This window comes from Polycladospora coralii (assembly GCF_014773435.2).
GTDB classification, from domain to species: Bacteria; Bacillota; Bacilli; order Thermoactinomycetales; family Thermoactinomycetaceae; genus Polycladospora; species Polycladospora coralii.
This window is the reverse complement of the sequence record NZ_JACXAG020000001.1, coordinates 722,944-748,196: the sequence shown is the minus strand read 5'-3', so window position 1 is coordinate 748,196 and position 25,253 is coordinate 722,944. Positions and strand designations below refer to the sequence as shown.

The 25,253-nt window shown below is 40.7% G+C and carries 27 protein-coding genes and 3 tRNA genes; 24 read left to right on the top strand and 6 right to left on the bottom strand.

What is annotated here, in order from left to right:
• Window positions 1–4: 4 nt before the first annotated feature.
• The gene (locus IC619_RS03815; protein WP_191138804.1) at window positions 5–787 is read right to left on the bottom strand and encodes an HAD family hydrolase; all 783 of its coding nucleotides are present in this window, start codon (window positions 785–787) and stop codon (window positions 5–7) included.
• Window positions 788–877: 90 nt separating this feature from the next.
• On the opposite strand from IC619_RS03815, the gene IC619_RS03810 reads away from it, so the two are divergent.
• Window positions 878–1,813 carry an MBL fold metallo-hydrolase gene (locus IC619_RS03810; protein WP_224749724.1) on the top strand — a complete coding sequence of 312 codons (936 nt, stop codon included), beginning with the start codon at window positions 878–880 and terminating at the stop codon, window positions 1,811–1,813.
• Between the two features lie 35 nt (window positions 1,814–1,848).
• Here IC619_RS03810 and recQ read toward each other — a convergent pair whose 3' ends face one another.
• From recQ to IC619_RS03795, 4 genes are all read right to left on the bottom strand, one after another.
• Window positions 1,849–4,014, bottom strand: a complete 2,166-nt coding sequence (gene recQ, locus IC619_RS03805; protein WP_224749725.1) for a DNA helicase RecQ — start codon at window positions 4,012–4,014, stop codon at window positions 1,849–1,851.
• Window positions 4,015–4,128: 114 nt separating this feature from the next.
• Window positions 4,129–4,260 (bottom strand): hypothetical protein, encoded by a 132-nt coding sequence (locus tag IC619_RS17010; protein ID WP_255506025.1) that lies wholly within the window; start codon window positions 4,258–4,260, stop codon window positions 4,129–4,131.
• Between the two features lie 112 nt (window positions 4,261–4,372).
• Window positions 4,373–6,136: a cell wall-binding repeat-containing protein gene (locus tag IC619_RS03800; protein ID WP_191138802.1), complete on the bottom strand. Its 1,764-nt coding sequence runs from the start codon at window positions 6,134–6,136 to the stop codon at window positions 4,373–4,375.
• Between the two features lie 104 nt (window positions 6,137–6,240).
• Window positions 6,241–6,753 (bottom strand): GNAT family N-acetyltransferase, encoded by a 513-nt coding sequence (locus IC619_RS03795; RefSeq protein WP_191138801.1) that lies wholly within the window; start codon window positions 6,751–6,753, stop codon window positions 6,241–6,243.
• 137 nt (window positions 6,754–6,890) lie between these two features.
• Here IC619_RS03795 and IC619_RS17175 point away from each other — a divergent pair, with 137 nt between their 5' ends.
• The 11 genes from IC619_RS17175 (at window position 6,891) to IC619_RS03740 (ending at window position 14,891) form a co-directional block, all read left to right on the top strand.
• Complete coding sequence (locus IC619_RS17175) at window positions 6,891–7,481, top strand: TetR-type transcription factor C-terminal domain-containing protein (protein WP_191138800.1); 591 nt, start codon at window positions 6,891–6,893, stop codon at window positions 7,479–7,481.
• Entirely contained in the window at window positions 7,444–8,418 is a 975-nt protein-coding gene (gene paaA, locus IC619_RS03785) for a 1,2-phenylacetyl-CoA epoxidase subunit PaaA (RefSeq protein ID WP_191138799.1), read from the top strand. Before IC619_RS17175 ends, paaA begins: the two co-directional genes overlap by 38 nt.
• Before the next feature lie 14 nt (window positions 8,419–8,432).
• Window positions 8,433–8,798, top strand: coding sequence for a phenylacetic acid degradation protein (locus IC619_RS03780; RefSeq protein WP_191138798.1), 366 nt, complete (start codon window positions 8,433–8,435; stop codon window positions 8,796–8,798).
• On the top strand, window positions 8,795–9,571 hold the full coding sequence (gene paaC, locus IC619_RS03775; protein ID WP_347239753.1) for a 1,2-phenylacetyl-CoA epoxidase subunit PaaC: 777 nt from the start codon (window positions 8,795–8,797) through the stop codon (window positions 9,569–9,571). Before IC619_RS03780 ends, paaC begins: the two co-directional genes overlap by 4 nt.
• A 14-nt stretch (window positions 9,572–9,585) precedes the next feature.
• Window positions 9,586–10,050, top strand: coding sequence for a 1,2-phenylacetyl-CoA epoxidase subunit PaaD (paaD, locus tag IC619_RS03770; RefSeq protein WP_191138862.1), 465 nt, complete (start codon window positions 9,586–9,588; stop codon window positions 10,048–10,050).
• 23 nt (window positions 10,051–10,073) lie between these two features.
• Window positions 10,074–10,388: an EthD family reductase gene (locus tag IC619_RS03765; protein ID WP_191138797.1), complete on the top strand. Its 315-nt coding sequence runs from the start codon at window positions 10,074–10,076 to the stop codon at window positions 10,386–10,388.
• A complete protein-coding gene (locus tag IC619_RS03760; RefSeq protein WP_249669672.1) occupies window positions 10,360–11,232 on the top strand; it encodes a 3-hydroxyacyl-CoA dehydrogenase NAD-binding domain-containing protein in 873 nt (290 codons plus the stop codon). Before IC619_RS03765 ends, IC619_RS03760 begins: the two co-directional genes overlap by 29 nt.
• Complete coding sequence (locus IC619_RS03755) at window positions 11,225–11,950, top strand: 3-hydroxyacyl-CoA dehydrogenase family protein (protein ID WP_191138796.1); 726 nt, start codon at window positions 11,225–11,227, stop codon at window positions 11,948–11,950. Before IC619_RS03760 ends, IC619_RS03755 begins: the two co-directional genes overlap by 8 nt.
• Window positions 11,944–13,158 (top strand): thiolase family protein, encoded by a 1,215-nt coding sequence (locus IC619_RS03750; protein WP_191138795.1) that lies wholly within the window; start codon window positions 11,944–11,946, stop codon window positions 13,156–13,158. Before IC619_RS03755 ends, IC619_RS03750 begins: the two co-directional genes overlap by 7 nt.
• A 22-nt stretch (window positions 13,159–13,180) precedes the next feature.
• A complete protein-coding gene (locus IC619_RS03745; RefSeq protein ID WP_191138794.1) occupies window positions 13,181–14,680 on the top strand; it encodes an aldehyde dehydrogenase family protein in 1,500 nt (499 codons plus the stop codon).
• Window positions 14,681–14,806: 126 nt separating this feature from the next.
• Window positions 14,807–14,891: transfer RNA gene (locus tag IC619_RS03740), tRNA-Leu, on the top strand.
• Window positions 14,892–14,961: 70 nt separating this feature from the next.
• Here the strand turns inward: IC619_RS03740 and IC619_RS03735 are convergent.
• Window positions 14,962–15,177, bottom strand: coding sequence for a phage holin (locus IC619_RS03735; RefSeq protein ID WP_191138793.1), 216 nt, complete (start codon window positions 15,175–15,177; stop codon window positions 14,962–14,964).
• A gap of 282 nt (window positions 15,178–15,459) precedes the next feature.
• Between IC619_RS03735 and IC619_RS03730 the strand changes: the two genes are divergently transcribed.
• From IC619_RS03730 to yhbH, 12 genes are all read left to right on the top strand, one after another.
• A tRNA-Pro gene (locus IC619_RS03730) sits at window positions 15,460–15,536 on the top strand.
• 80 nt (window positions 15,537–15,616) lie between these two features.
• Window positions 15,617–15,693, top strand: a tRNA-Pro gene (locus IC619_RS03725).
• Between the two features lie 168 nt (window positions 15,694–15,861).
• On the top strand, window positions 15,862–16,296 hold the full coding sequence (rnhA, locus tag IC619_RS03720) for a ribonuclease HI (protein WP_191138860.1): 435 nt from the start codon (window positions 15,862–15,864) through the stop codon (window positions 16,294–16,296).
• 70 nt (window positions 16,297–16,366) lie between these two features.
• The gene (queG, locus tag IC619_RS03715; protein ID WP_191138792.1) at window positions 16,367–17,500 is read left to right on the top strand and encodes a tRNA epoxyqueuosine(34) reductase QueG; all 1,134 of its coding nucleotides are present in this window, start codon (window positions 16,367–16,369) and stop codon (window positions 17,498–17,500) included.
• Window positions 17,501–17,690: 190 nt separating this feature from the next.
• Window positions 17,691–18,236 (top strand): methylated-DNA--[protein]-cysteine S-methyltransferase, encoded by a 546-nt coding sequence (locus IC619_RS03710; protein WP_347239752.1) that lies wholly within the window; start codon window positions 17,691–17,693, stop codon window positions 18,234–18,236.
• Between the two features lie 105 nt (window positions 18,237–18,341).
• Window positions 18,342–18,851 (top strand): amidase domain-containing protein, encoded by a 510-nt coding sequence (locus IC619_RS03705; protein ID WP_191138791.1) that lies wholly within the window; start codon window positions 18,342–18,344, stop codon window positions 18,849–18,851.
• A gap of 70 nt (window positions 18,852–18,921) precedes the next feature.
• Window positions 18,922–19,380 carry a tRNA (uridine(34)/cytosine(34)/5-carboxymethylaminomethyluridine(34)-2'-O)-methyltransferase TrmL gene (trmL, locus tag IC619_RS03700; protein ID WP_191138858.1) on the top strand — a complete coding sequence of 153 codons (459 nt, stop codon included), beginning with the start codon at window positions 18,922–18,924 and terminating at the stop codon, window positions 19,378–19,380.
• A gap of 255 nt (window positions 19,381–19,635) precedes the next feature.
• The gene (locus IC619_RS03695; RefSeq protein WP_191138790.1) at window positions 19,636–20,481 is read left to right on the top strand and encodes an MTAP family purine nucleoside phosphorylase; all 846 of its coding nucleotides are present in this window, start codon (window positions 19,636–19,638) and stop codon (window positions 20,479–20,481) included.
• A 14-nt stretch (window positions 20,482–20,495) separates the two neighbouring features.
• On the top strand, window positions 20,496–21,248 hold the full coding sequence (locus IC619_RS03690) for an HAD family hydrolase (RefSeq protein ID WP_191138789.1): 753 nt from the start codon (window positions 20,496–20,498) through the stop codon (window positions 21,246–21,248).
• The gene (locus IC619_RS03685; protein ID WP_191138788.1) at window positions 21,229–21,693 is read left to right on the top strand and encodes a YdbC family protein; all 465 of its coding nucleotides are present in this window, start codon (window positions 21,229–21,231) and stop codon (window positions 21,691–21,693) included. The genes IC619_RS03690 and IC619_RS03685 overlap by 20 nt, the downstream gene beginning before the upstream one ends.
• A 376-nt stretch (window positions 21,694–22,069) precedes the next feature.
• On the top strand, window positions 22,070–23,968 hold the full coding sequence (locus IC619_RS03680; RefSeq protein ID WP_191138787.1) for a PrkA family serine protein kinase: 1,899 nt from the start codon (window positions 22,070–22,072) through the stop codon (window positions 23,966–23,968).
• Between the two features lie 38 nt (window positions 23,969–24,006).
• Complete coding sequence (gene yhbH, locus IC619_RS03675; RefSeq protein WP_191138786.1) at window positions 24,007–25,167, top strand: sporulation protein YhbH; 1,161 nt, start codon at window positions 24,007–24,009, stop codon at window positions 25,165–25,167.
• The last annotated feature ends 86 nt before the right edge of the window (window positions 25,168–25,253 follow it).

Here is a 25,253-nt window from a genome sequence, read left to right as displayed (position 1 = left end):
CCTCTCATTTTGAAGTAAAGTGTTCGATCGCATCGGAAACAGAGTTGACGATATATTGACCTACCTGCAATACCTCGGGACTGGCGCTTGCCATTACATAACTATGAGGCGTTAAGCGTAGCATCGAGATATCATTGTGGGAATCTCCAATACAGGCGACTTCATCAGCTTTTAAATCGAGATGCTGAAGCAAACGCTGTAAGGTATTTCCCTTAGATATGTGAGGGGGCATAAAGTCCATACAATGTGTATCCGACATAAACGAATCAGTTAGCCCTGGAAATTGTCCCTGGATCAGTTGTTCGAATGCCTTTAGCTGGTCGACAGGTCCAAAAAACGAGACTTTGCTTGGATAAACGGTACGTCCCAACTCTGTCAGTAGCGTAGGATGAACATCGACGATTAATTGCATCTCTTGAATGATGTCATTAAGAGTTTGGGTTCGCTCCGGGATGTACATGTGATCTTCAACACTGATGAAGCCATGAATGTCAAATGGATGTGCGAGATGGTACATTTTATGTACGATATCATCTTGGAAGGAAGCACGATATAAGCATTTCTGTTCTGCTGTATGCAAAAAAGCGCCATTTTGACTAATGCGGTGAAGTGGTACACCCAATTCATGCATGACGTCATTCATTTCTTTATTCATGCGGCCAGAGGCAAGGCATAGTGCAATATTATTTTGGCTGAGGGATTGTACCGCTTTCCGATCTTGTGGATTTATGGTCTTGTGTGTAAGCCATAAGGTATGGTCTAAATCACTTACAAAAAGTTTGATCATTTAAAACGCGTCCTTTTTATATCACGATGTTTTAGCTTCCAAGCTATTCTAACATATTTTTTTCGAATAACCTTGAGAGGATGTATGATTATGCTGTTTTTGTGGGTTGTAGGTGGCGTGTTTTTAGTTATTGGAGGCATTGTTTTATCTTATCGCTATGGGAAAGCGTCTCGTATCACGATGAAAAAACCAGCTCAGTATTTACAGCCTCAACTGTGGAGTGATGAAGAAGTAACGGTCGGGTGGATTGGTCATTCTACCATGTATATCAATTTATTTGGTACGAAGATCATTACTGATCCTGTTCTAGGAAAGCGAGTAGGGGAAGTTTTATTTCCAGGTTTACAAGTAGGATTTAAGCGTATTGTAGCGCCTGCTATCCATCTTTCAGAACTTGATAAAGTAGATTTGATTTTGATTTCACATGGTCATTTTGACCATCTAGATATTCCGAGTCTCAAAAAATTAGCGCACGCTGATACCCATGTGGTTACAGCCCCACGGATCTCTCATTTGTTGAATCGCTTATGGTTTAATAGCGTTGCTGAATTAGATAGTGAAGAGTCCATTCAATTAGAGAATGGCGTCAAGATTACAGCGGTTCCTGTGAAGCATTGGGGGAATCGATATCCGTGGAATCGCGACTACGGTTATACAGGGTTTCTGATTGAAAAAAATGGGGTTCGTCTGTTTTTTCCTGGTGATACAGCTTATACTCCTGATTTTCTGAAGTTACGTAGATACGGAGAAATTGATATCGCATTTATGCCGATTGGAGCCTATTACCCAGATTCTTTCCAAAGTGCACATTGTACGCCTGAACAAGCATGGAAAATGTTTCTCGATACAGGTGCAAAATGGTTCATTCCCATGCATTGGGACACGTTTCTTTTATCACAAGAGCCAATTGCGGAACCCTTGCAACGATTACTACATGCCGCGGGATCAGAAAGAGAACGCATTGCGCTTACGGAACAAGGAAAAACGTTTCAACTGGTTCAAGAAAAAGTACGTGTATATACATAGAAGCAGAAGGCCCAGGCATGAACCTTCTGCTCTCATTACAATTTCACTTTATCCTCTTTTGCCAGCAGTGTGTGCTTGGCTATGGCTGCTTTAATACTCATATATTCTACTTCTGGTGGGAGTGCGTCCTTAAGGGGACGCAATTTTTGTGCCCCGATCTTCTCAATTTGTTCCATGATAAGTGCTTCCCACTCAGGAGGGATAAAGTTGTCCCAATTGATGGGGTAACCTTCGATACCACAGCGGAAAAGATGATCTTCTATGGTTACCTTGGAAACACCGCGCTCAGTAGCAATTTGCTCAATCGTTTTACCGGCTTGATAAAGTTGGTAGCTTTGTACGTGACTCAAAATTTTAGTGGGTTTACTCGGTACAATATCCGTTGCAGTTGAGCATGTGAGCTGATGTTCATGCGCATACTGCAAAATCGCTTCTATGACGGATTGACCATACAACTTCAACTTATCGGCGGTTACCCCATTCAGTTGCAACAACGCCTCTCCATCTTCCGGTAGCCATTTCACCATTTCTCTTAAGGTGCTATCTTGAAAGATCATATAAGGTGGAAGTTGCGTGTCAAGGGAGATCTGACTACGTACTTCTTTTAAGCGATTAAATAATGCATCATGAGCAACTGTGCTGATAGAGGCAGGTGATGTTGTAGCCGTTATACGTTGATAAACCTTTTCTGATCCCGTTAGAACCTCTAGGGCGAGTGGTGTTAACTTGATGATGGGCATCGATGAAGCGCTGTGTACGATGCTCAGATACCCCATCGATACGAACCACTGGCATAGCTGTTGAATCTCTTTTTCCGTACGATCTGCTAATAATCCATAAGTGGAGAGTTGATTTAATTTCCACTCCAAGATGCGCTTACTTTTAGACCCTTTGAGGACTTTAGCAATGGTTGTTATACCAAAATTTTCCTTCATCCGCTTAATACACGAAAAAACTTTTTGAGCGTCTACAGTAATGTCCTGCTGTTCTACTTCATTGCTCGCTTTACAATTGGCACACTTCCCACACGGTGGTGCTTCTTCCTTGGTAAAGTAGAACATAATGATTTGTTGCAGGCAACGATCTGTAAATGCATACTTCTGCATTTCTACCAGCTTGTGTAATTCATGCTTTTTTCGATCCGCTATGAGTTCGGATTGTTCGATCAGGTATCTCTGGGTACGAATATCTTGCGGTGCATATAACAAAATACAGTCACTCTCATCTCCATCGCGACCAGCTCGTCCAGCTTCTTGATAGTAAGATTCGAGATTGGCTGGGATATTATGATGGATGACGAAACGAACATTTGATTTATCGATTCCCATGCCAAAGGCGTTGGTAGCGACGATGGTTTGAATTTGATCAAATGCAAATTTTTCTTGCGCAATATTGCGCTCATGGTCACTTAAACCTGCGTGATAAGCGGCACATCCGACGCCCTGGCGAGTCAGACTGTCCGTAAGCTGATCCACTTCTTTCCGGGTTGAGCAATAAATAATACCGGTTTGATCGCGATGCTCTTGTAAATAAGCATGAATAAATCGTTCTTTTTGGTTTTCATGACGAATCGCAAAAGATAGGTTATGACGTAATAAAGAAGAGGTGTATACATGTTGATCCGGAATGTCGAGTAACTCGGCGATCTCCTGGCGCACTTCTAGTGTGGCAGTTGCTGTCAAAGCCGCAATCACAGGGCGACGCGGTAAAGCCATAATAAACTTCGCCATCGAACGATAGCTTGGCCGAAAGTCATGTCCCCATTGTGAGATACAATGTGCTTCATCGATTGTCACCAAATAAACAGGTAATTGGTCTAGCAAAGTTTGAAAATTACCCGCTTCGAGTCGTTCAGGTGCGATATATAAAAGTTTAATTTCACCACGTTGGATAGCGGAGATGCGTGCTGCTACTTCTGCTGGTGTTAAAGAACTATTGATATAAGTTGCAGGGATTCCAAGCTGATTTAATCCGTCCACTTGGTCTTTCATCAGCGAGATCAGCGGGGAAATGACGATTGTGACACCGGGTAGCATCATCGCTGGAATTTGATAACAAATTGATTTACCACCACCAGTCGGCATGATACCGAGGGTATGGTTTCCGTTTAAAAGGCTCTCCACTATTTTTCGTTGCCCTAAGCGAAAGCGAGGATAACCAAAATGTGTGCGGAGCAGCTCTTCTGCCTGTTGGATGGACAAATTTCTCCCTCCTTTTCTCTCCCTATCTTACCTGAATAAAAGAGAAGAGAAAAGAGAATAATCATAGAGCCGTCTATAAATTTATAGACGGCTCTATGATTATGTTAAGGGTATTTACTTAGCCCATTCCTTCAAGTTTGTCTTATTAATTTCTTTTAGAACTTCATTTGCCTTCCGGTCCGCTAGTTGCTCCTGTTTGGCCTGATCTTCAATCTTTTTTACTTCACTGGGTGTAAGTACACTCACATTTAGCCTCCTAAAAAAGTTGGGATTGGTCAACATTTAATCAATACCCGGTATAAATATACTCTAAACATAAAAAACCGCATAAATCATTTCTGATTTATGCGGGCTGTTTCTACTTAATAAATTTAGATAGTTCATTGGCAACATTGGGTTGAATGGAGCCTTCTCCACCTAAAAGATAGAAAACATCATGGGGTTCATCAAACCATTCAGATGAGCCTTCAAGATATTCCTTTGTTGTATTAAGTACTTGGTTAGGTGGTGTTAAAATCATTGGTGCATCTACTGAGGTTGCCAATGGAGTACCAGACAACGCATCAGGGAAATCCGTTCCTTTTGCAAAGGTGTGGAAGTCTTTCCCTTGACCGAAGTAATTAGCGATGTTCTCAGAAACTTCATAACGGTTAGCACCGCCAATACGCTCAGTAGATCCACCACGATCTTCAGAAATTGATTCTAGCTTAGTTAAGATGTTATCAGATACTGTTGCTGGACCGCCAACAATAATAAAATTGGTGATTTGTGAATTGTTTTTAATAAAGTTATCGATTTGACTTGGAATGCTATCGGTAGACACTTGCAGGATTGGCATAAAATATGAAGCTGATGGGCTGGATGCCGATAATGCATCAGGGAATTTTAATCCGCTTGCAATAAATGCTGTGTCTGGTAAAGCGTCAGCTCCATGTAACGCTTCGATTTCTTTATTTACATATGTTGCGATGTTAGCTGAAACTTCAAAACGGTTAACACCGCCAATACGTTCGATGGTTTGTACACCAAGACCTTTTAGCTCCTGTTCTACTTGTGTACCAACTGAACCTGTACTACCTAAAATAATCGCTCGCTCTGGTTTTAAGCGTTTGACTTCTTCTTTGATTTGAGCAGGTAAGGTGTGATTACGTTGATCGGATAGTAAAATAGGTGCTTTCTCAAGTCCAGCTAAAATACCACCGGAAAGTGCATCAGGATATAGATCAGAACGGGTAATGATTACGGTTGAAGCTGATTCACTACCTTTAAACATCTCTTTACTAATATTAGCGGAAACATCATAGCGGTTTGCACCACCAAGACGTTTTGTCCCTGGTACGGTAAGTGCAGGATACTTAAGTGTAAGGTTTCCTGAATTTTCTACCGCCATAAATCTCATTTCATTTAGTCCGATATCAAGTGGTAGCTTCTGATCGAAGTTTTTCGAAAGTTGCGTTTGACCGGAATTGGAAAGGAGCATAGCTTGATCGGCGTCATGGCTACCTTTTAAAGAAATATCCTTTGTATCTTTGTCCAGACGTTTTTCTAGACGATCAAGTGATGAAATGTTTAACTTAGGTGCACTTGAATCTGGCGCATTTTTAAATGTGATGTTACTTACTTTAATCTCATAGGATTGTGGTGTAACAAGATCTTCATTTAGGACATACACTTCAAGGCTATATTTACCAGCAGGCAAATTGGTGTCAGCTTCATGGTATGTGTCAGTATCATGGTTATAGAAATCATAAGCGAGATTAGAACCATTGATATCCTCAACTTTTACTTCACCGCCGACTGCTAAATCAAATGGATACACATGAATCTCACGGTAAGCAATAGATCCAGTAAATGTAGCTTCTTTTACATTTTGGTCAGGTGTATTGGCAGGTGCGTTAGAAGATTTACTGCTTTTCTTCAAGTTTTTTAGTACACTTTCGCGTTGCTCATCCAAGCTTCTGATTTTTTGAATCGTTTCATGCTTTTTTGCGAGAAGAATTTCTTCTTCTATGTCTGCCATTTTTTTCTTATCAGCATGTGTGATAGAAGGGAAAAGCATAGATGACGAAACAACGGCTACTGCAAGTGCGCTAGTGAAAAGTTTCTTTCTGTTAATACTCAAATATAAACAGCTCCTTAAAGATATAATTGCCTTACAATATAATAATTCGAAAGGATAGTTTGATTTTGTGTTTCATATCACTAGAAAATATGACGAAATTGTGACTACGTATATTTGGAAGAAGAAAATATTTTCCCCATATAATATTCATCCACAAATTTACCATCTATATAAAGGTTTTCTTTACATATCCCTTCGATTTCAAAGCCCATTTTTTGATAGAGCGCAAGGGCGACTTGGTTGTGCGTCATAACCGTTAGTTCGAGGCGGTGTATTTGCTTCTGGATGGCCCAATTCTCAGCAGTTTGCAGGAGTCTTGTTCCTAATCCTAAGCCGTGATATTTTGCACGAATGCCAATGACAATATAAGCTGTATGACGGTTTCGTTTCAACTGACCTGATTTGATCATGATAAACCCGATCACTTGCTCTTGTGCAAGCGCGATGAAGATCTGCTTGGTTTCATTTAAGCGAATGATTTCATTCTCAACTTCTTGTACGGAGGTACTCCGTTCATTTGGTTCATAGAGCATGTATGGTGTTTCCAAATCTAGTTGTTTCATAAATGCAAGAAAAAGTGTTGCATCTTCAAGTTGGATTGGCCGAATGGAAATCATATTACAAAACTCCTTTCAAATCATCATAGCATAAAAATAGATTCAGAAAATAATAAAAACCCCTCTTGACGACTATCTGAATTTTCTATATGATAAAACCAAGCAAACGCTTGCTCAAGTAGAAGGGAAATACACATGTGAAACGAGGAAGACGTGAAGAAATTGCTTTAATAGCAGCGGAACTATTTCGAGAAAAAGGCTATCATGGGACGACGATTCGAGATATTTCAGAAGCTTGTGGTATTTTATCTGGTAGTTTATATGCCCATATCAAGACAAAAGAAGATCTACTTTATCAAATTGCAGAACGAGGTGCGGATGCTTTTCTGGCTTCACTTGCACCGGTAGTAGAGATGGATGTTTCCGCTACAGATAAACTTAGGATCGGTCTAACCAAGCATATACAGGTGATTGGAGAAAATTTAGATGCAGCCACCGTTTTTTTTCATGAATGGAAAGCGCTTTCAGAAGATAAATTACAAAATATTCAACAAAAAAGAGATCGCTATGAAGCTTATTGGTCGCAAATCTTAGCAGAAGGTGTACAAAGTGGGGAGTTCTTACATTTAGATCAGAAGTTTGCCAAGTTACTTATTTTATCAGTAGGAAACTGGTTGTATCAATGGTATAAGCCTGATGGTGAGAATGATGCTTCTACCATTGCAAATCGATTTGTTGACTTAATGATCCATGGTTTTTCTCATCAAGGAGGTGACCCGATTGACTGAAGAGAAACAATACGCATCTTTTATGGAACGGATTCGAGCTGGAGAGAAGATAGAAGCAACGGATTGGATGCCAATTGAATACCGAAAGCTTTTAATTAAATTGATTCATATGCATGCAGTAAGTGAAATTATGGGGGCTTATCCAGAGAAAGAGTGGGTGCCACGAGCACCAAGCTTGCGACGAAAATTAGCGATTATGGCCAAGGTACAAGATGAAATGGGACATGGTCAATTATTGCTTCGTGTCGTGGAAGATTTATCAGCTCCGCTCGGGCGTACACGTGAAGAATTAGTATCTGATATCTATCATGGTAAAGTGAAATTTCATAATGTTTTTCATATGGAAGCGAGAACGTGGGCAGATGCTGGTGTAATCGGTTGGCTCGTTGATGGTGCTGCAATTATTAATCAGGCATCTCTATTAGAGACATCTTATGGTCCTTATGCGCGCGTTTTAAAGCGAATTTGTGCTGAAGAGAGCTTTCATATGCAACATGGGGAAAATATTATTTTAGCATTAGCGATGGGAACAGATGCACAACGTCAGAGTTTACAAACCGCTTTAGATTACTGGTGGGAATCACTTCTTTTTTTCTTTGGTCCGCAAGAAGTAACGCCAGCTGCCAAGCAAATGATGCATTATCAGATCCGATTAAAGACGAATGAGGAGCTAAGGCAGAAGTTTTTGGATAAGTATGTGCCCCGTATTCAATCCCTGGGACTTACGATACCAGATCTATCACTTCGCTATGATGATAGCCAGAAAAAATGGCGATATCAAGCACCAGATTGGCATAAATTTAGTCAGATTGTAACGCAAAATAAAGGGCCTAAATCAGAGGAACGTATGTTATTAAGGAAAAAAGCACATGAAGATCAGCAATGGGTGAGAGAAGCGATGAGAAATCATAATATATCGATATCGAGTGCCTTGTGAGGGAGGGGTGTAAGATGCAAAACAATCAAAACGATGTTTATGAAGTGTTTGTACAAAAATCACACGCTGAGCAACATCAACATGTAGGGAGTTTAATTGCCCCTTCTCCTGATATGGCAGTTCAAATGGCCAGAGAAAATTTTCTGCGCCGTGACCATGCTGTTAATTTGTGGGTGGTTCCTCAAAGCCAGGTGACTTCTTCTACTTATGGGGGTCGTTTCTTTGCACGTGAGATGGATCGAGGCTATCGTGAGGTGAAAGGTTATACAGAAAACGGCCGTTTGTGGCGGATGTTTCGAGAAAAGGTGATGACTTTAGAAGAAATTGTAGCGTTTGTAGAAGAGAAAGAGCGTGGAGAAACGGAAGGGGGGGAGAGGTGAATAACATCAATGATTTACGTTACCGTGAAGTCTTGATCGAATGTCTCTATCAGATGGCGGATGATAAATTACTACTGGGACACCGTGATTCTGAATGGTTAGGATGTTGTCCAGATATTGAAGGTGATGTCGCTTTTAGTTCGATTGCGCAAGATGAAGTTGGTCATGCAACTTTTTATTATCAATTACTCCATCAACTAGGTGAAGATGATCCAGATCGGCTCGCATTTGGACGCGATGCGTCGAAGTGGAGAAACTGTATGCTAGTAGAACGAGAAAATGATGATTGGACGTATTCCATCACGAGGCACTTATTTTTTGATCAGTTTGATCAAATTCGTTTGCAGGCGATGTGCACCTCTAGTTATGAGCCTTTACAGCATGGGGTAAAGAAAATGATTCGTGAAGAATATTACCATCTTCTCCATATGAAAACATGGTTTAAACAACTCGGACGAGCAGGTGGAGTAGCCACACAAAAGTTACAACAGGCGATAGAAAAATTGTGGCCAGATGTGAATGGGATGTTTAGTTTTGCTGGTATTGAAGAAGATCTGCTCCGGTTTGAACTGATTCAGCTCACTCCTACAGAAATGCGGGTAAAGTGGGAAGCTGAAATGAAAGCACTTTTTCAACAAGCAAATATGTCATGGCCCGGGGAATTTCCCCAATTGAAACATGATGGCCGTAAAGGAGAGCATTCTGCTGCACTTAAAACACTGCTTCTGACAATGGGAGAAGTTTATCAATCAGAGCCATCTGCGAAATGGTAGTGAGGTGATGGCATATCGATACTTTACAAGATCGCATTTTCCAAGCGTTAGCAGATGTAAAAGACCCTGAGATACCTGATGTTAGTCTCATCGAAATGGGAATGGTACATCGTGTTTTGGTAAATGATCACGATGTAACGGTTCAACTAATGCCTACCTTTGTGGGATGTCCCGCTCTTGAATTGATCAAAAAACAAACTATGGATCGCTTGCAACAAATCGATAAAAAAAATCGAATTCATGTTGAATTTGTATTTGATCCACCATGGACTAGTGATCGGATCACGCCGGATGGACATCAAAAATTAAAACAGTTTGGCATTGCGCCACCTCAGAAAAGTCTGCAACAATTGCCCAGTTGCCCGTATTGTAATCAAGAAGATGGGGAAATTTTAAATCTATTTGGACCTACAGCTTGCCGGGCTATTTATTATTGTCGTGGCTGTAAGCAGCCGTTTGAAGGAATGAAAGTAGTTTAACTATAATCGGAGGCGATTACACAATGGTCAAGTTAGTAGCATTGTATAAACAACCTGAAGATTCTAAGGCGTTTGATGAACACTATTTCGGAACACACCTTGAACTGACAAAAAAAATGCCAGGATTAATTGAAGCGAATGTAATGAAGTTTACAGGAACACCGATGGGAGGGGAAGCGCCTTTTTACTTGCAAGCAGAAATGGTGTTTGAAAATAAAGATGCCTTAAACACCGCTATGTCTTCACCAGAAGGGAAAGCAGCTGCGAAAGATGTGATGTCCTTTGCAGGCAAATTGGTGACCATGATGATTGCCGAAGATACCAATGAAAACCATTAAGCATGTTGGCGTAATTGGAGCAGGTACTATGGGAAGAGGCATTGTCGAAGTAATGGCGAGACAAGAGATAGATGTCTACCTTTATGACCAAGACCGTTCAGCTGTGGAACGTGCTTTTGTTCATATCCAAAATCAGTTAGATAAACAAGTGTATCGTACAAAAATATCAGAGCAGCAGAAGATGAAAATGCTAGCAGCTATTCATCCAGTCGACCAACTTCACGCGTTTCATACTTGTGATCTCATCATTGAAGCGATTATGGAAGAAATGTCAGTAAAGCAACAACTTTTTAAAGCCTTAGAAAAGGTTGTCTCAACGTCCTGTATATTGGCAACTAATACATCATCACTGTCGGTAACGGAGATTGCGTCAGTTATGCAAAATCCTAAAAGAATGCTTGCGCTCCACTTTTTCAATCCAGCTCCTAAAATGCCCTTGGTGGAAGTGGTTGTCGGAGTGCATACGGATCAAAATGTAGCAGAAGAAATGAAGACATGGTTGAAACAAACGCTCTTAAAAGAACCTGTGATGGTTCGGGATGCTCCAGGCTTTATCGTCAACAGGGTTGCCCGCCCTTTTCATACAGAGGCCTATCGCATGGTAGCCTCTGGTGAAACGAGTAAAACCCAAGTGGATAAAATCTTACAAGACGCTGGTTTTAAGATGGGGCCTTTTCAGTTACAAGATTTAATCGGTATCGATATCAATTATGCGGCCTCAATGTCTGTGTACGAATCGTTTAATCATGAACCGCGCCTTCGTCCGCATCCGAATCAACAAAAAATGCTACAATCTGGTCTGCTTGGGCGTAAGACGAAGAAGGGGCATTACCACTATGAATAGAACAGCCTTAATATACGAAAAGGGAGAGGGCATCCTTTTTCATGAAGTAAGTAAATATTTTAAGCAGAAAAAAATTGAAGTGATTACACATACAGAATTTACGCTCTATCAACCTCAAGTAGATATTGTTATTGATCTTGATTCTGGTTTTACGACCAATAAGAGAAAATGGCTATCGTTAATCGAACAGGAAATGGGGGCAGATATACCCATATTTTCGTCTGCTCATTATTATTCTGCGACAGAAATGGCTTCGTGGCTGATACATCCGACGCGATTAGTCGGCTTCTCACCGATAGCCATACAAGATCGTAATATCCTAGAAGTAAGTCGGCCCTTACAAGCGAAAGGCATTAAAAATGAGGATGAAAAATATGCATTGTGGCAGACGTTAGGAAAAACAGTTGAGGAAGTGGCTGATGAACCAGGGCTTGTGTTCCCTCGAACCATAGCGATGTTGGTCAATGAAGCTGTGTTTGCATGGCGAGAGCAAGTGGCTAGTCAAACAGAAATTGATATCGCCATGAAAAAAGGTACAAACTTTCCTTTTGGCCCCTTTGAATGGGCAGACCAAATTGGAATCGCTAGTATTGTCGCCATATTAAGTGGTTTATATCGTGAATTCGGTGAAGAGCGCTATCGACCTGCACCCTACTTAAAGAAAATGTTTTACGCAAATGCTCATTTTGATGTGGATAAAGAGGAGCGATCATGTTAAACGAAGTGGTAATTGTAGATGCCGTGCGAACCCCTATTGGTAAATATCGAGGTGCGCTTGCCTCTGTGCGACCAGATGATCTAGCTGCTCACGTTTTAAAAGAACTTCTTATCCGTAATCCAGAGATTTCACCCGCTAAAATTGATGATGTAATGATGGGGTGCGTCAATCAAGCTGGAGAAGATAATCGCAATGTAGCCCGGATGGCAACTTTATTAGCCGGCTTTCCAGATCGTGTACCTGGTGTGACAGTGAATCGCCTTTGTGGGTCAGGTTTAGAGGCAGTTAATCAAGCAACAGCTACGATTGCAATGGGATGTGCGGATATTGTGTTAGCGGGTGGAGTAGAAAGCATGACACGGGCCCCACTCGTTATGTTAAAGCCAGAGCATGGTCTAGCAAAAGGCAATCAAACGCTAGTCGACACAACATTGGGTTGGCGGTTTGTGAATCCACAATTAGCTATGTCTTATGACCCGATCTCTATGGGAGAAACCGCAGAAAAAGTGGCTGAAAAGTACCAAATATCGCGCCATGAACAAGATGAATTTGCACATCTTAGCCAAAAGAAAGCAAAAGAAGCCGTTCAGCAAAACCGGTTTTTAGAAGAGATGGTTCCGCTAACTTTGACAAAACGGGATGGCACTGATTATGAAGTGCGTGCTGATGAACAGCCACGTCCTGATACGACATTGAAAAAACTGGCTTCGCTTTCTCCTGCCTTTGACAGCCAAAGAGGCACGGTGACAGCAGGTAATGCCTCAGGAATTAATGATGGTGCAAGTGCGCTATTACTGATGAAAAAAGAGACTGCACACGCCCTTGGAATCAAACCGCTCGTTCAAGTGATCCATTATGCCGTTACGGGTGTACATCCACATTATATGGGATTAGGTCCTGTATTTGCTGTGCGTAAGTTACTATCACGCACTCGCTATACCATTAAAGATTTAGACCTAATCGAGTTAAATGAAGCTTTTGCGGCACAAGCGCTTGCTTGTATGAGAGAGCTTCGCTTAGATCCCAAAAAGGTGAATATAAACGGTGGTTCAATCGCTTTAGGACATCCCTTAGGTGCAAGCGGTGCGCGTATTCTAACCACATTAATTCATGAAATGAAGCGATCTGGAAAAGAGATTGGCCTTGCTTCGATGTGTATCGGAGTAGGTCAAGGGATTGCAACGCTAGTAAAACAAATCGAATCTTAACCACTAAAGGAGCGAATCGATGATGTTAAAAGAACAAAATACGTTGTTGCAAGATCAATACCAGCTACTCATTAATGGGGAACATGTACCAGGCGAAACGAGTTATTACTTTGATGTCTTTAATCCTGCTAATTCAGAGAAAATTGCTCGTGTAGCCAAAGCGACCCAAGTAGATATTAATCGGGCTGTAGACGCAGCACGAACTGCGTTAGAAAGTGGTAAATGGAGTCGTTGGCCAGCATCTAGACGCGGACAAATATTAAATCGCATTGCATCTATTATGCGCAGTAAATTTTCTGAACTAGTAGAATTGGAAGTATTAAATTCAGGTAAGTCATTATCTGCCGCAAAAGGTCAAGTCATGCAAGCGATTGAAGACTTTGAGTTGTATGCTGGAGCGGTTACAACGATTGCAGGGAGTACGAAACCTGTGCCCAACGGTTTTTTTCATTACTCGACCAAAGAACCGGTTGGTGTTTGTGCACAAATTATACCTTGGAATTATCCACTGATGATGGCGGCTTGGAAAGTGGCACCCGCATTAGCGGCTGGTTGTACAATTGTATTAAAGCCAGCTAGCTTAACGCCTTTAACGGCTTATGCATTAGCTGACATTTGCCATGAAGCAGGTCTTCCTCCAGGGGTGCTTAATGTTGTAACGGGCAGTGGTCAGGAGATTGGATCTTATCTAGTAGAACATCCTGGTGTAGATAAAGTAGCCTTTACAGGAGAAACCGGAACGGGAAAAGATATTATGGCGAAAGCATCAGAAACACTTAAGCGCGTGACGTTAGAGTTAGGTGGGAAGTCACCCAATATCGTTTTTGCAGATGCTGATTTAGAAGCAGCTGTGAACGGCTCTATTTTTGGTATTTACTATAATACTGGGCAATCTTGTGAAGCGCGTTCGCGTCTCTATGTTCATGAGGATATTTATGATGACTTTATCAATCAATTTATCGAAAAAACAAAGAAACTGAAGATTGGTGATCCCCTTCAAGACGATACACATATTGGTGCGATTATCTCACAATCGCAGTGGGATACCGTTGATCAGTATGTGAAATTGGCACAAGAAGAAGGTGCACGTCTTTTATATGGAGGAAAACGACCCGAAGGCGCAGAATTTGAAACAGGTTACTGGTATGAACCAACCGTCATCGTTGATGTAACCAATGAAATGCGTGTGACGCAAGAAGAGATCTTCGGGCCTGTAGTCGTAATTCAAAAATTTAGTGAAGAAAAAGAAGCCATAAAGCTTGCGAATGATAGCATATACGGACTAGCAGCAGCCGTCTGGACAAGTGATTTTGCCAAGGCGCATCGTATTACTGCACAATTAAAAGCAGGGATTATTATGGTCAACAATCCATTCTCAGCTTTCCCAGGATTGCCATTTGGCGGTTATAAACAATCTGGTTTCGGAAGAGAGCTGGCGATTGAATCGCTGGATCTTTATCTAGAAACGAAAAGTGTGCTTTCGTATATAGGTGGAAAACCACTTAATCCATTTGGTGTTTAAGAATGAGTGGGGTTATATAGATGTGGAAGGCCATTTCGATGGCTTTCTTTTTTTGTTTGTTCCAATCCTAAAATAGTTGACAGAATACCCATCATATGATAGATTAATAGCTGTTCCCAAAAATATGCCGAAGTGGCGGAATTGGCAGACGCGCACGACTCAAAATCGTGTTCCTTCGGGAGTGTCGGTTCGACCCCGACCTTCGGTACCAAATACGAGACTTGATGAAATACAAAAGAAGCGATCTCATACTTTCAGAGATCGCTTCTTTTGGTGTGTACTTATTTATCATCAGAAAAACCTTTTTTGTTGGTTGTTGGGTCATTCAGGATTCCGAGTAAAACTAAAATGGCTATAATACCTTTTAATGTTTGTTCATAAGTATACCACTCTGGATCTGTGAGTTGGATCTGAAATGAAGCGAGAATAGTAGGGATGTATGCAATGATGGAAACCCATAAACCAGCATTTTTCCACCGGTTCTTATTTTTAAACATATTGGCACCCCTTATATGAGTATATCATAAATTGAATAGTTTGAATATATTTCCTGCACGAATAAATGATATTTTCATGTTGAAGTTTAATGAGAATAAAACCATAACAAAATGAAACCATTTTAGATGAGGTTAAAACTTCGAAGAGGCTCTATCTGATTAAGGGTCCTTTCATTGAACTGGAGGTGGTCTAAACCTATCTCAAAGATAAATTCAAAAAAAGTATTGACAGTTTTTATATGCTGTGATAAATTATTACTTGTGCTTGAGACAACAACATATCGGGATGTGGCTCAGCTTGGTAGAGCACCTGGTTTGGGACCAGGGGGTCGCAGGTTCGAATCCTGTCATCCCGACCATTTTATTACATAAATTGAAAAAGAAGTTGTTGACAAAGTATAGCGTTTTTGATAAGATATAAAGGTCGCTAATTAAATATCGGGATGTGGCTCAGCTTGGTAGAGCACCTGGTTTGGGACCAGGGGGTCGCAGGTTCGAATCCTGTCATCCCGACCAAATAACAAGATCGTCAATTTGACGGTCTTTTTTCATTTTGATAATAAATGGTGAAGTTGAGCAAGAATGGGTTTAAAGTTAAAGGATTTAATTAATAAAAGGGGAAAAGAGAACAATGGATAGCAGTAATGCTGATCACGCTGTGGTTAATAAGGAGTGGAAGTTTTGATGAAAGAGATAATTGTGTATACAGATGGAGCTTGTTCTCACAATCCTGGCCCAGGAGGATGGGCGGCGGTTCTGATGTATGGTGAAAAGAAGAAGGAATTGTCTGGTGGAGAATCTGAAACGACCAACAACAGGATGGAATTACAAGCAGTTATTGAATCGTTACGTGCATTGAAAACACCATGCAAAGTGAAACTACATTCGGATAGTGCTTATATCGTCAATTGTATCAATCAACGCTGGTACGCAAAATGGCAAAAGAATGGTTGGCAAACTTCACAAAAAAAACCTGTGGAGAATAAAGACTTATGGCAACAATTGCTACGATTGACTAGCAAACATGATGTTACCTTTATTAAGGTGAAGGGTCACAGTGATGTAGAACTGAATAACCGTTGTGATGAGCTGGCACGTGCAGCTGTGCCGCGAGGATGAGGATTTTTATTCTGATTTAGAATAGTTTTTTATGTTATAATGAAATGTACTATGTAAAGGAGGGATAAGGATGAGGGCAGAGCATATTAAGAAAAGACTGCAAGAAAAGGCAACCGAAATTGGCATCGATAAGATAGGCTTCACCAGCGCAGACCCTTTTCTTGCTTTGCGAGAACGTCTAATCGAGAGCCAAGAAAAAGGCTATGCATCTGGCTTTGAAGAACCGGATATCGAAAAAAGAGTAAATCCGGAGCTTACATTTCCGCAGGCAAAAAGTATCATCGCGATTGCTCTCGCTTATCCCTCGCGCCTGATAGATGCACCGGTATCTGAACAAGGTGGATATCGAGGCATATTTGCACGAGCATCCTGGGGAGAAGATTATCATATTATACTGAAGCAAAAACTTCAGGAATTAGAGAATTATCTAAAAGAACTGGTCCCTCATGTTCGTGTGCAATCAATGGTCGATACGGGGGTTCTTTCCGATCGTGCTGTAGCAGAAAGAGCTGGTATTGGTTGGAGTGGTAAAAATACAGCGGTCATTACAGAGGAATTTGGTTCGTGGGTGTATCTGGGGGAAATGATAACCGATATTTATTTGCCGTCAGACGAACCCATATTGGATCAGTGTGGAGATTGTAATCGCTGTATCGATGTATGTCCTACTGGTGCTCTTGTGCAACCAGGACAGCTTGATGCGCAATCTTGTATTGCATTTTTGACCCAAACCAAAGGTTTTTTACCTGAGCAATATCGCAAAAAATTAGGGAACCGTTTATACGGTTGTGACACTTGTCAGACAGTATGTCCTAAAAATCGTCGTCTGCATTTTGATCATCATGAACAAATGAAACCGGAGCCAGAATGGGTGAAACCTTTACTTAAACCCCTATTAAATATGAGTAATCGTCAATTTAAAGAACGCTTTGGTAAGATGTCAGGTTCATGGCGTGGTAAGAAACCGATTCAACGAAATGCCATTATTGCCTTGGCGCACTTTAAGGATGAATCTGCTATACCGCTTCTTACTGAGTTGCTACAACGTGATCCGCGCCCTGTGATTCGTGGCACTTCCGCATGGGCACTTGTACAAATCGGTGGAGATCATGTAGAGCAGATTTTAAGAGATGCGCGATCAAATGAAGATGATGCAGAAGTAGTATCTGAGATAGATGCGGGATTAAATATACTGCTTGATTAATCAAAAAGGGAAAGTGTTTTTTGAGTGGCATAGCGTAGCCGAAACCTGAAAAAATGGAGAATAAACTACACGAAGAATGATAGGCATAAATCATTTTTTTCCATTTATGACTCGGTTATTGGAAAATGGGTACGATTATGAAAAGATAGAAGAAGAAATACGAAGCTGGTTGACAGGAGAGGAGAAACGGATGACTTTACTGAAGCAAACGATTGTTTGGAGTAAAATGGAGAGTCCAGTGGGACTTCTTACACTGGCTGCCAGCACAAACGGATTATGTTACCTAACTTTTAATAAAAAAAATAATTCTGAAGTCGGACTAGACATATGGTTAAATCATTGGTTACGGAATGTTAAACTCGAATACAATGAAGTAGAAACGCTGCCTTATATCGAACAAATGATACAATACTTTGCTGGTGAACGGAAAATATTTGATATGCCTGTTGCGTTATACGGTACGCCATTTCAAAAAATGGTCTGGAATCAACTCACCACCATTCCCTACGGGGAAGTACGTTCTTATAAAGAAGTTGCTCAAGGAATCGGCTCGCCTAAGGCTGTACGTGCAGTTGGTGGTGCCAATAATAAAAACCCCATATCAATTGTAGTGCCTTGCCATCGTGTGATTGGTTCCAATGGATCACTAGTCGGTTATGGCGGTGGAATGGAAAATAAAAAGTTTTTACTTTCATTAGAAGGCTTCCAGTCAAAGGTGAAACATAATCATAATTAGGTAAGCTAAAAAGGAGACAGCACGCTGTCTCCTTTTTGGGGCGTGCTGGTCACCAGACGTATCGTTTCCACATATGCTAAAAAAAAGGCAAAGGTGGAGATGAAGATGTCTATTCAACAAGCTACATATGATCGGACAAAGGCAGTGCAATACGCAAATAAATATTGGAATAGTGCAAATCCTGCTTTTCGCCAGTTTGACGATGATTGTACAAATTATGTATCACAATGCATTCATGCAGGAGATCTGCCTATGGTGTATTCCAGTAGTAAGAGTAAGGGGTGGTGGTATCGTCGAAGAGGGGGACTAGCAGATACTTGGAGTTTTAGCTGGGCGGTTGCCCATAGTCTTTTTAATTATTTGAAAGCAGGTGGCCCTACTGGAAATACAATAGAAGTGAGTAGTCCGCAACAACTGAGAGCGGGAGATGTGATCTGCTATGATTGGGAAGGTGACGGTCGATGGAATCATAACGCGATCGTAACGGGGTTTGATTATTATGGCAATCCGCTTGTAAATGCCCACACCTATAATAGTCAGTATCGGGATTGGAGATATTTAAATTCACCTGCATGGACAGAGAAAACAAAGTATGCCTTTTTTCATATTCGATAGCTAGTTGTCGTAATAGGTCTTTTTTGGGTACAATAAGTGCATGTGATGGTAGGAAGGATGACATAGATTGATTCATGTAGTTTTGGTTGAACCAGAGATCCCACAAAACACTGGAAATATTGCACGTACCTGTGCTGTTATTGGTGCTAAATTACATCTTATACGTCCACTTGGTTTTACGATTGATGATACTAAATTAAAGCGCGCTGGCTTAGATTACTGGCATGAGTTAGATATTGTATATCATGATTCATTTGCTGAGTTGGAAGAAAAATACCCTCATGCTCGCTTTTTTTGTGCGACTACGAAAGCAACTGCTACCTATACAGATTTCCATTATGAAGATGGGGATTTTTTTGTGTTTGGTAAAGAGACGAAGGGGCTGCCCCCTTCCACTTTGGAGAAGTACAAAGATACTTGCATTCGGGTTCCGATGCGACCGGAAACGCGATCACTTAACTTGTCCAATTCAGTGGCGATTGTCGTTTATGAGGCATACCGCCAGTTTGGGTTTCCCAATATGAAATAAATGAGTCGTGTCGATTAACCCATATAAGGAAGGGTATCTTGACCGGAAATGCCTCCTCGCCGCTACTTGGCTTCACCAAACCCTTTTTGATCGATAGGGAGTTTGGATAGCACCGTAAGGTTTTGGTGAAGCGGTCTTTTCATCTGCTTGGCAAGGCGAAAGTGCACGGAGAGCAAACTACACAATGATAAAGTGGAATCACCATGCAAATTGACATGCCTGGAAATAACGATATAACTAAAGGAGATTGTAATGATGTCACACATACCACAAACTGATTTTGCCATTATAGGTGGTTCAAGTACGTTTTCGATTCGCTTTCCAGAAGATATTGAACGTGATGATGTCACCGTTTTAGAAAAAGGCCTTGTTTTTGATACGCCTTATGGGGAAAGTCCTACCTTCAAACTTCTACAAATCGGTGATAAAGAAGTGCTTACTTGTCGTATGCATGGGTGGCGGCCGGGTGTTGTCTCGCGTGGACAAGCTTCTAAACAAGTCTTCTGGGTATTAGAACAAGCTGGAGTTAAAAAAATATTTGCTGAAGGTGGCGTTGGTGCGATCAATCATCTGCTGGAATTACGTGACATTGTGATACCTGATGATTACATTGATCATTCGATGAGACAAGATATTGGTTTTAATAGTCCTTACTTACTTGTGATGCGTGATCCCATCTGTCCTACCCAAAAAGATGCATTATATCATGTAGCAAAAGAACGCGTGATGGAGGAAGGCCGTTATGTGTATAAGCGGGGAACGTATGTGAATACCGATGGGCGCCACTTCGAAAGTCGGGCAGAGGTGCAAATGTTTAAGGGGTGGCATGGGGATATTGTCGGACAGAGTATTACACCAGAAGTTTACCTAGCTCGTGAAATTGGCGCATGTTATGCCGGCATTTATATGGTCGTAAATTATGCCGAAGGAATCATCAAAGATTGGGCGCACAAAGACTTAAAAGATATCTTCTTCCAAGAGAGTAAAACGATAGCGCATATCTTGATTGATAGTATAAAGGGGATCGATGCCAATCAAGAATCGTGTGAATGTTTATCTTTACGTAAAAAGACATTACTAGAAAACTATTTTTCTGAATAAGTGGGGGAGTATGTATGAAAAAAGCATTGCTATTTGATCTAGATGGTACGCTACTACCAATGGATACCGCAACATTTGTACAAGCTTATATTCAATCATTAGTTCCACATTTTGAAGGAATGATTCCTGCTGATGCATTAGTCCCCATGCTATGGCACGCAACGCAAACAATGGTAAAAAATACAGATGTCACATATACCAATGCACAAGTATTTGAGCAGGAATTTCTAAACCAATCTCAGATGAAAAAAGAAGAGGTATGGCCCGTTTTTGAGCTGTACTATGAATCGTCCTTTCCAAAACTAGAAGAGCACGTGCAATATGAACAAAATGCTGAGCAAGTTATATTGGCAGCTAAAGCGGCCGGGTACCGGGTTGTACTGGCTACAAATCCCGTTTTTCCTCAAATTGCCGTTTATGAACGGCTGAAGTGGGCAGGAATTGACGCCAATCTCTTTGAATATATTACAATTAACGAAGAAACCCACTTTTGCAAACCGAATCCGATGTATTATCAAGCTATCATGGAAAAATTGAAGTTAGCGCCTGCTGACTGTATTATGATTGGAAATGACATGCAGGAAGATATGATCGCTTCTGAACTGGGAATGAAAACATTTTACCTAAGTACAGATCATCGCATTGATCGTGGTACACCTACTTATACTTTTGATCAAGAAGGTACAATGCTAGAGTTGCTCGTAGCGATTCAAACGGGTAGCGGGATTTTTCAACGGGAACAAAAACATGTTCACGAAATGGATTAAATGTTCAGTCTCAGAAAACAACCGGTCATCATTTACGAAAGCACAAGCACAATGGTTTGCACTACGCGGTATACATGGCTTTGTGGGACAAGTTGGCGGATGGGAGAGGCGGCATCCAACTGAAGCGATTATCTTATCCTTTTGGAAGGATGCGATGCATTATCAGCAATTCATGGACTTAATACATGACGAGATTGTTTTAACGAACCAACAAGTGGGAACGTATGATCATATTGTTGTGAAAACATTTACTTGCTCCTCAGAAGTAGTAGATGAAGATTTGACAGAGCTAATCAGACAGTCTACTCGTATCGAAGCGAAGCTAAATACCATAAACCTGCTCCATCGTCACGGTATCACACAACTTGTGGTTGATTTTCAACGAATGGATATAGAGATGGATTCATTTATCTTTGATGTGGAAACAAGCTGGACTGTAGTATAGTATAAGTGTCAATAAGCTCCCTACTTAACTATGGAGCTTATTGTGCATAATCCATAAAGAAAAGTAGGTAAAGTGACTAGTTACCCTATTATTTTTCTATAAATTCTGATAAAATAGAAGTAACACCCTTAAGAACCACGCATATAATTAATATTAATCTTATTGTATCCTTCTTAAGGATTTGCATATTCCATTTTAGGATGGAATGAATGATGAAGATAACGCGATATGAACTGGTAATTATTCGCAATTTATATAATGTGAGGTTAGTCATTTTAATAGAGGATGCCCCAGTTCAAGGTTCTAAATCATAGCGATTCCCTCACATGCAAGGCAATGTCCTTGATGAAATCTTGATGAATGGGAGGAGCTTTCTATGGATATCTTACGACGTATTTCTGAGTATCACGATCATGAGCGAGAGCTAAGATGGGAAGGAACATTTGCTGACTATTTAGATATCGTAAAAAAGAATCCACAAGTGGCTCAAACTGCTCATTCTCGCGTCTACAATATGATTGCGCAAGCTGGGATAGAAACCGATGCAGAAGGAAATAAAAAATATCTGTTTTTCAACGAAGAATTATTTGGACTAGATCGTGCGATCGAACGTCTGGTAGAGGAATACTTTCATTCGGCAGCTCGTCGGCTTGATGTAAGAAAGCGTGTATTGTTACTAATGGGGCCGGTTAGTGGTGGTAAATCCACAATTGTTACGATGTTGAAAAAGGGATTAGAGCGTTTTTCACGGACAGATGAGGGTGCATTGTATGGAATAAAAGGGTGCCCGATGCATGAAGAGCCACTTAATCTCGTTCCACACTCGCTACGCAAGGAATTTGAACAATCCTATCAAGTAAGAGTAGAAGGTAATTTATGTCCATCATGTCGTTTTCGTCTCAAGGAAAAATACAATGGACGTATTGAAGAAATGGAAGTAGAACGGGTACTCTTATCAGAAGATGAGCGTACGGGTATTGGTACATTTAGCCCGTCTGATCCTAAATCCCAAGATATTGCCGATCTGACAGGAAGTATTGATTTTGCTACGATTACTGAGTTTGGATCAGAGTCTGATCCTCGTGCTTATCGGTTTGACGGAGAATTAAATAAAGCAAACAGAGGATTAATGGAATTTCAAGAAATGTTAAAGTGTGATGAGAAATTCTTATGGAATTTATTATCCTTGACACAGGAAGGAAACTTTAAAGCAGGAAGATTTGCACTTATTTCTGCGGATGAATTAATTGTAGCGCATACGAATGAAACAGAATACAAATCATTTATTGCCAATAAGAAAAATGAAGCACTACAATCTCGTATGATTGTGATGCCCGTCCCTTATAATCTCAAGGTTAGTGATGAAGAAAAAATTTATCAAAAATTGATTAAACAAAGTGATTTGGGACATATTCATATTGCTCCGCATTCATTACGTGCAGCTGCCATTTTCTCGACGCTGACTAGACTAAAAGAATCAAAAAAACAGGGGATGGATCTACTCAAAAAGATGTATTTATATGACGGTGACACCGTAGAAGGTACGAAAGAAATCGACTTACAGGAGTTACAGACGGAATATCTGGATGAAGGCATGTCTGGTATCGATCCTCGTTACGTCATTAATCGCATATCAAGTGCGTTGATTCGCACTGAGACTAAATTTATTAATGCAATCGATATTTTAAGAGCACTGAAAGATGGTTTAGACCAACACCCGTCGATCACAGAAGAACAGCGTGAGCGTTATTTACACTTCATCTCAGTTGCCCGAAAAGAATATGATCAAATTGCTAAAAAAGAAGTTCAAAAAGCATTTGTTTACTCTTATGAAGAGTCAGCCAAAAATCTGATGGATAACTACTTGGATAATGTAGAAGCGTATTGTAATTGGCAAAAAATGAGAGATCCCATTACTGGAGAAGAGATTGAACCAGATGAAAAATTAATGCGCTCAATCGAAGAGCAGATCGGTATCTCGGAAAATGCTAAAAAGGGCTTTCGGGAGGAAATCTTAATTCGGATCTCAGCCTACGCACGCAAAGGAAAAAGATTTGATTTTAACAGCCACGATCGGCTGCGTGAGGCGATTCAGAAAAAATTATTTGCCGACTTAAAAGACGTCGTTAAAATTACGACTTCTACCAAAACACCAGATGAAAGTCAGTTAAAAAAGATTAATGAAGTCATTAATCGCCTAGTAGAGGATTACGGCTATACACCAGCAAGCGCTAATGAACTCTTACGTTATGTGGGAAGTTTGTTAAATCGATAAAGATTGTGTATCGCAACTGGATATGGGAGGTGAAAAAGATGAAACACCCCCTTTTTATCGTTTCGGAAGAGGACTGGTCTCTTCATCGGAAAGGGTATCAGGACCAGATGCGACACCAAGAAAAAGTACAGGAGGCTATTAAAAAGAACTTACCAGACTTGATTAGTGAAGAAAACATCATCATGTCTGATGGTAAACAAATTGTAAAAGTACCGATTCGATCTATGGAAGAATTTCGTTTTCGCTATAATCACAATAAGAATAAACATGTGGGGCAAGGTAGTGGAGATAGTAAAGTGGGGGACTTGCTTGGTCGTGAACAACCCCAAAAAGGACAAAAGAAAGGGCCTGGCAAAGGAAAAGGAGCGGGTGATCAGGCTGGTTCTGATTACTATGAAGCGGAAGTCTCGATTGAAGAGCTGGAAGGGATTTTGTTTTCTGAAATGGAGCTTCCTAATCTGAAGCAAAAAGAGCAAACGGATATGATCGTCGATGATATACGCTTTAATGATGTACGCAAAAAGGGATTGATGGGTAATATTGATAAAAAACGCACTTTACTTGCTGCCATCAAGCGAAATGCATTAGTCGACAAGCATCAAAAAGCGAAAATATCTATTGATGACTTACGCTTTAAGACATGGGAAGATGTCGTGATTCCACATTCTAGTGCGGTAGTCATCGCGATGATGGATACAAGTGGATCAATGGGAATATTTGAAAAATATATTGCACGTAGTTTCTTTTTCTGGATGGTTCGGTTCCTTCGCACCAAGTATGAAAAAGTAGAAATCGTATTTATTGCCCACCATACCGAAGCCAAAGAGGTAACCGAAGATGCATTTTTTACTAAGGGAGAGAGTGGCGGTACAATTTGTTCTTCTGCTTATCGCAAAGCATTGGAAATAATCGATACGCGCTTTCCACCCAGTCGCTATAATATATATCCATTTCACTTCTCCGATGGCGATAATCTCACTTCTGATAATGAAAGATGTGTGAAGCTCGTGCGAGAGTTGATGAAACGATCCAATCTTTTTGGTTATGGTGAAGTCAATCAATATAATCGCCACAGTACGCTGATGAGTGCTTATCGCCCTCTCAGAGATGAGAAATTTATGTACTATGTGATTAAAGAAAAAGGGCAAGTGTACGATGCATTAAAATTTTTCTTTGATAAAAAAGAGCCGGTATCATGAAACAACCCCCTGCTGGAGTGTTTTTACTCCAGCAGGGGGTTGTGCTATCGTATCCTTCACATTAGGGTAATCACCTTCATAATATG